This window comes from Myxococcus sp. AM011, from assembly GCF_013372595.1.
Classification (GTDB): Bacteria; Myxococcota; Myxococcia; order Myxococcales; family Myxococcaceae; genus Myxococcus; species Myxococcus eversor.
The window spans coordinates 1-6720 of record NZ_JABXEM010000412.1; the positions used below are offsets into that span (position 1 = coordinate 1).

Annotated in this window: 5 protein-coding genes; 3 read left to right on the forward strand and 2 right to left on the reverse strand. The window is 65.8% G+C overall.

Annotated features, from left to right (window positions below; genetic code table 11):
* The first annotated feature begins 205 nt into the window (after positions 1-205).
* Positions 206-1078: an AraC family transcriptional regulator gene (locus tag HUW62_RS44855; RefSeq protein ID WP_163866937.1), complete on the forward strand. Its 873-nt coding sequence runs from the start codon at positions 206-208 to the stop codon at positions 1076-1078.
* Between the two features lie 194 nt (positions 1079-1272).
* Here HUW62_RS44855 and HUW62_RS49425 read toward each other — a convergent pair whose 3' ends face one another.
* A complete protein-coding gene (locus tag HUW62_RS49425; protein WP_255203996.1) occupies positions 1273-2913 on the reverse strand; it encodes a LamG-like jellyroll fold domain-containing protein in 1641 nt (546 codons plus the stop codon).
* A 705-nt stretch (positions 2914-3618) separates the two neighbouring features.
* On the opposite strand from HUW62_RS49425, the gene HUW62_RS44870 reads away from it, so the two are divergent.
* Positions 3619-3780, forward strand: coding sequence for a hypothetical protein (locus HUW62_RS44870; RefSeq protein ID WP_163866938.1), 162 nt, complete (start codon positions 3619-3621; stop codon positions 3778-3780).
* Positions 3781-3863: 83 nt separating this feature from the next.
* Positions 3864-5930 (forward strand): hypothetical protein, encoded by a 2067-nt coding sequence (locus HUW62_RS44875; protein WP_163866939.1) that lies wholly within the window; start codon positions 3864-3866, stop codon positions 5928-5930.
* A 165-nt stretch (positions 5931-6095) separates the two neighbouring features.
* Here the strand turns inward: HUW62_RS44875 and HUW62_RS44880 are convergent.
* Positions 6096-6720: AMP-binding protein (locus HUW62_RS44880; RefSeq protein ID WP_176437937.1), on the reverse strand; the 625-nt coding region annotated here is incomplete at its 5' end.

Sequence of the window (6720 nt, forward strand, 5' to 3'; positions counted from 1 at the left end):
CGCAAGCGCCGAGCGTACTGACCGCGAGGGCGATACCAGCGGATGTGGGGAAGAACCGACGTCTCATGGGGGAGCTCCGGTGGAAGAGAACGTGTCGATGATTGCGGCCCTCTTGTTTCGGCGCGCGCACACCTGGCCGTTCTCGGGCACAAACGGATGACCTTCCGTGTTGCGGCCCGGCAGTCCCAAAAGGAAGGTTCCCGCGATGACTGATCGACCCTCGTGCTACCCGAGCCTTCCGGCCGTGCTGCTGAAGAGCCTTGGCCTGGGGCGCACGCCGTTGCTTGATGTGCTCACCTCTCCAGTTCCCTCCGGTCGGTTCGACTCGCCGGTGGATGACCGCCACGTCCTCTGTTTGCATGTGGGGGAGCCGGTCCCCGTGACGTATCGCGTGGGGAAGGCCGAGCGTCAGTCGGCGCGCATCCACGGTCAGTTCTGCGTGGTTCCGGCGGGGTCGAGCACGCGGTGGACGCTGTCGGGCCCGGCGCGGTCGTTGCTCCTGCGGCTGACGCCCGCGCTGATGAGGGAGGCCGCGGAGGCCAGGGGGTTGGGGGAGCAAGAGGCGGCACTGGATCCAGCCATCCACATCCGGGACGCGCAGGTCGAGCGCATCGGCTGGATGATGCAGGCCGAGGACCACGATGGATATCCCGGTGGGAGGCTCTTCGTGGACAGCCTGGCGACGGCGCTCGCCGCACGGCTGTTCGCGTTGCAGTCCCCCACGGAGGACTCAGCACCCAAGCGTCGCCACGCATTGCCGGCGTGGCGGCTGCGGCAGGTGGTCGAGTACATCGAGGCGCACCTGGACGAGGATTTGACGCTGCGGGAGCTGGCGAGGGTGGCGGGGTTCAGCCTGTCTCACTTCAAGCCGCTGTTCAAACAGGCCACGGGACTGCCGGTTCATCGGTTCGTGCTGGAGCGTCGCGTGGAGCGCGCGCGGCTGCGCTTGATGGAAGGGCGCAAGAGCCGGACGGAGATCGCGATGGAGGCGGGCTTCTCACACCCAAGCCACATGGCCCGCTGCCTGCGCCGCTTCCTGGGCATGAGCCCGAGGGAGATCTCCCGGTCGTCGCAGTGAGGTCGCGGGAGAACGAGCGCCGCAGGCCATCAACGTGGCGGTGGGCACCCTCACCACCGCTCGGGAGTCTGGAGCCCGAAGCAGTGAGAGCGGCGGCCTTCCCGCTAGAAGGCCGCCGTTTTCATTGTCCGCCGTAGGGCCGAGAAGGGCGGGGGACTCTGGCGAGAGTCCGTGGCGGGCCAGGGCCCTGGTTGCTAGGGCGTGTTCACCGCGGCGACGTCGCAGGCGGTGAGCTCGCGGCTGTAGATCCGGACATCGTCGAACGAAGCCGGAATGCTGAAGAAGGTGCTCGGGCAGGTCGGCAGCCTGCGGCCGATGCGGAACGAATTGGCGCCCGTGAGGTTCGTCGGCGCGGCGCTGGTCGAGGAGCCGACCAGGACGCCGTCAATGTACACCTTGAGCGAGGTCCCTCCGCGGGTATAGACGACGTGGTGCCAGCTACCGTTGTTGAGCGGCGACGGAGAGACGTTGACGCCTGCACCGTTGGCGCCTGCCGCGTTCTCGTACATCTCGAGCGACGCTAGCGACGAGCCGCCGTTGAGCCTTGCCCCGAGGAAGTTGCCTGCGCTCCCGGCCACTCGGTTCCCGATGAGATCTCCGGTGCCGGCGCTGTTGAAGGTCGTCTGCAGCCAATAGCTCACGGTGAAGTCGCCCGTCCCGAATTGCCCGGGCGCGAGGCCGAAGTCGACGTGGGCGTTGAGATCGCATCGCTGAGTGGGCGAGAGAGTGACTGCACCGGAGCCGTCGAAGCTGACCGTCCGCGACGAGGAGCTGCCCAGCGTTCCGTTCGACGCGCCCGCCGAGTCCAGGGCCGTGCTGCCGCTGGCCTCGTCGAAGGTCCATCGGTGGGCCAGACCGCTGGTCGGGTCGGCGGACGGGGGGCCGGCGCAGACCCCGTCCAGGCAGGTGTCCGGCTGGGTGCAGGCGTTGCCGTCGTCACACGCCGTTCCGTCGGGGGCTACCGGATGGGAGCATTGCCCGGTCGAAGGATTACAGGTGCCCGCGATGTGGCACGCGTCGAGAGGCGCGCAGACCACCCCCACGCAGAGGTCGGGCTCGCAGGTGTAGCTTCCGGGCGTGTTGACGCAGATTTCACCCGGCTGGCAGTTCGCCGTCCCATTGGTGCACTCGTCGATGTCGGTGCAGATGCTCGGCTGTCCCGTGCAGGTGTAGCCCGGCTCCACCTGGCAGACGCTGTTGCAGCCGTCCCCCGAGAGTTGATTGCCATCGTCACAGATTTCGAATCCGCCCAGCACCCCGTCACCACAGACGGGCCGCAGCGAGGTCTCCACCGCGTCCACCAGGTAGAGCGCGACCGCGCCCCTCAGTCGCACGTAGCGATAGGGGACGTTCCCCGGGTACGTCGCCACGGCGATATGCGTCCCCAGGCCCAGCTCCACCAGGTGCAACGAGCTGGAGCCGATGAACGTCCCATCCGCCTTCAGGAAGTCCACCTGGGCCACCAGCGCCAATGACAGACCCTGGTAGTAGACGCGCAGGTCGCCAGTGCCTTCCTCGCCCTGGCCGAGGTCCAGCACCAGCGCCGCGTTGAGCAATCCCAGCAAGGTCGCGGCCTGCCCGTCCGGGGCGCCCAGCGCCGCGCTCGCATTGAGCACCGTCGCCGTGGTGCCCGACGCCACCGCGTCCGCATACGGGTCCCACGTCAACGAGGCTTCCGGACGCTCACTCGTCAAAGCCCCGTCGTCCTCTTGCGACACCCCAATCTCCGGAGGACGGACCTTTTCCCCCAGGGACTCCACACCGCACGCCCCCAGCGACAAGGCCATCGTCATGCCCAGACCCCACGACCACAGCACACCAGGACGGCTTCGCATCGAGTGTCTTCCTCCGAGGAGCAGGCTGAAGCCCGGAATGGACCGTCCCCCCCTGGAATGAACGACGCCCTTCTTGCTCCCCTCTGCTTGGCGCGCAACACACGGATGGGCAACGTCCTCCGGCGATCAGCCGACACGCACTCAAGGACAATCGACACAATGCCCACGACATGCATCTGCCTGTCTCCGCGAATCGACGGGTCGTAGTGGGGAAGGGCGGCGCACCGCCGAGCGCGGTACCTGTCAGCGCGGATGATCCCGAGAACTCGAGACCATCCAACGAAGGGGCTGTAAAATCTTGGCGCCACGGGACAGTCATCACAGTGAAGACAGTTGTTTGCGTGCCATCTGGAGTGGGGAAGAACCGTTCGTCCCTCTCTGGTTGACAGGAATTGGCTGCAAACATAAACACAGTCCGTCGGATTGTTCCTGGGCCGGAAACCTCCAGTGGAGATTTGAATCTTCTCGCTCGAACCCTCCTGATCCGTTGCGCATGACTTGGGTGCCTTGAATATGAAGACGTCGAACTGTTTTGCTCTCGTGGTTTTCTTGTGTGCTGGGGTTGGCCTCTATGGTTGCGGCACTGGCTCTGAACCGCAGTCGTCATCAGACACCATCATCTCCCATGAGGAGGCCACGAGTATGGAGGCCCTCTCGGCGGATGACATGGACGGACTCGTCCCCGTCGAGATGGAAAGTGGCGCGGTGACCGCTTTGGCCTGCACGCACAACTCGACCCAGTATGTGCGCAACGGCTGCTGCACCCAGACGGCTACGAAGTTCCAGCAGCAGATCTGCATCTACGGAACCTGGTACTGGCAGACGCCGTACCGGTGCGAGTACCCCACCTCGTACTGCCTGCCGTAGCGAAGGCAGACGGACGAGGTGCTGGTGCTGGAGTCCAACGCCGTCTACGTGACTGGGCCGGAAATGCTTCGTGGAGTTCCATCATGCCGCTACATTCGCGACGCCTCTTCTCGTGTCTTTGCATCTTGCTGCTGGCTGCGTGTGGAGGTGAGTCCTCCGACCTGACCTCCCATTCCACCTCGCGCGGGGCGCTGCTCCAGGATGACTATGGAGATGTGCCGTGGGAGGCTACCCCCGTCAATCCCCAGGCCGGCCCCATTGTGGGGGCCCTGGACTTCGACGGGGACCACGACGTCTTCTCCTTCACCGCCCAGGCTGGGCGCTACTACCGTTTCCAGTGCAGCTTCTCCGTCCCGCTCTCGGAGTGGACCCTTCGCCGCTTCAACGCCCAGATGCAGGGGGCGGAGACCGAGGGGGTCTGGGTGCCGCCTGGAGTGGGCATCCACTTCAAGGTGGCCGTCACGGAGCCTACGTACCTGAGCATCTCCTCCCGGCCCGCGGTGACGGTGAGTCCCTACTCCTGTGAAATCGTCGAGCTGGGTTTGGACGACCATGGGGACCTGGCCGCTACCGCCACACCCTGGAACCCAGAGACCGCTGCTACGGGCGTCCTCGAGTACGCCTTCGACCGGGATGTGTTCTCGCTGGCCCTTCCACGGGGAGCGGTCTATCGCGTGCGTTGCGAGTCGACGACGCTGAGCCCCTGCAAGGTGAATGTCACCTCGCCGGTGGGGGCCGCCACGGGAGCGACTGTCCAGGCAGCCGTCTTCAATGCCACGCACCCCGGGACCTACAGCGTAGAGGTCACCCCGGACTGGTATGCGCCCTTGCTCCTCAACGGGACCTACGCCCTCCAGCTCGACTTCATCGAGGCTGACGACCATGGGGACGTGCTGGAGTTCGCCACACCGCTAACCCCTTCGCCCACGCCCTTTACCGGCAGGGTGTCGAATGCCAAGGACCGGGATGTCTTCACCTTCTCGGCGGTGCGGGACCATCTCTATCGCTTCACCTGTAGTGCGCCACCGAGCCCTGGCCTCCTGCTCCGTGACGGCGCTGGGGTGGCGGTGGATGGCTCGGTCCATGTGTCGGGTTGGAGCACGAGTGTCTCCGTGGAGGCGCCCGCTGCTGGCGGCTATTCCGTCGAACTCTTTCACGACAACTTCGTCGGCTCCTACACCTGCGCCTTCGAGGACCTGGGGCTGGATGACCATGGGGACTCGGCCGCCGTGGCGACGGCCATCGCGTTCTCCACGACGCTCGACGGCCACCTGGAGACGCGCGGGGACGTGGACGTGTTCACGTTCCCTGTCCAGGCGGGGCGCATCTATCGTTTCCGTCGCACGAACGGCACGGCGAGTTCCCAATCCCTCCAGCTCAGGAATGCCCAGGGGCAGTCGCTCCAGACCTCGAACTCCGGGAATCTGATTCACGAGGCCACGGAGGACGCGCAGTACACCCTGGAGGTGAAGCTTTCGCCCGGTGGCATCGGCTACCCAGGAACGTACGTCATCGAGGCCGCCGACATGGGGCCTGACGACCACTCGAACACGCAAGTGGGCGCGACCGTACTGGTGCCGGGGCAGACCGCGACGGGCTGGCGGCATCGCGAGCAGGACCGGGATGTCTTCGTCTTCTACGCGCAGGAGCAGACTCTCTACGACTTGTACTGCACCGTGTGCGATATCACCTTCGAGACGCCCAACGGGCCGGCGCGTCGGATTCAATATGGAGGCCCTACCCGGTTCTTTTTCGATCCAGTCGAGGCGGGGCCCATCTATGTCACGGTCAACCAAGCGTCCGTCGGGGCCTTCTATGACCTTCGGCTCGAGGTGGCCGCCGTGGATGACCATGGGGACGACGTGGCCCATGCCACGGTCATCACCTTCCCCTCGTCGTTCATGGCGGCGTTGGATTCCTTCTTCGACGTGGATGTCTTCGCGGCCGACCTGGTCTCAGGTCAGCTGCGCCGGGTCCAGGTCCTGGGCACCTACTCCATGTTCCAGGTGTTGGACCCGACGGGCCAGCCGGTGGCCGTGAACTCCGTGGGCGAGTTCACGCCGCAGCTCTCGGGGCGCCACCACGTCGTGGTCAAGGTCGACCCCTGGTATGCCTTCCAATACGGGGCATTCCGGCTGACGCTGGACTGAGGTTGCCGGGGTTCCTCGAGGGCACGGAGGGTTCCTCCAGGGTGGTCGCGTCCGGGTACGTTGAGCGCTCAACTCGAGGGGCGGATCGAGCGCGCCCCTCCGGTTGTCCTCCCAGTCGAGGCGGAAATTGCCTTCGGTTGGACTCGACGACTTCCTCGCCGCGATTCACCCCGGCCAGCGCTGGAACGAACCCTCGAGGTGCTTCGCCCGACAGGCCCGGCGCTGGACCTTGCCGCTGGACGTCTTCAGCACCTCGCCGTGCTGGAGCAGGACGAGCTCGTGGACGTCGAGAGAGTGTGCCGCGGCGACGGCCTGGCGCACCTTCTTGAGCACCTCTGCCTGCTCCAGGACGTGCGCTCCCGCTCCGTCTCCGGGGGGCGTGTACTGACGGTCCACTTCAATGAGTACCACCAGCTTCTCCTCGTTGGCCTGCTCCACCGAGAAGGCCGCGCAACACCCCAGCCGGAAGCCCTCGTGCTGCGTCTCCACCGTCTGCTCGATGTCTTGTGGATAGTGATTGCGCCCATCCACGATGATGAGGTCCTTCAGGCGCCCGGTGACGAACAGCTCTCCTTCTCGCTGGAACCCCAGGTCCCCCGTGCGCAGGAATCCGCCCTCGGCCTCGTGGCCTCGGACTCGCGCCTGGAAGGTCTCCGCGTTGTGCTCGTCACGGCCCCAGTAGCCCTGGGTGACGTGTGGCCCGGAGACCCAGATCTCTCCCACCTCGCCATCGGCACACGCCTCGGACGTCTCTGGATTGACGATGCGCAACTGGCCCCCCGCCCAACCC

Bases quoted from the DNA above. Each gene is read 5' to 3' on its own strand.
- HUW62_RS44855 (WP_163866937.1), top strand. From the start codon at position 206: ATGACTGATCGACCCTCGTGCTACCCGAGCCTTCCGGCCGTGCTGCTG.
- HUW62_RS49425 (WP_255203996.1), bottom strand. From the start codon at position 2,913: ATGCGAAGCCGTCCTGGTGTGCTGTGGTCGTGGGGTCTGGGCATGACG.
- HUW62_RS44875 (WP_163866939.1), top strand. From the start codon at position 3,864: ATGCCGCTACATTCGCGACGCCTCTTCTCGTGTCTTTGCATCTTGCTG.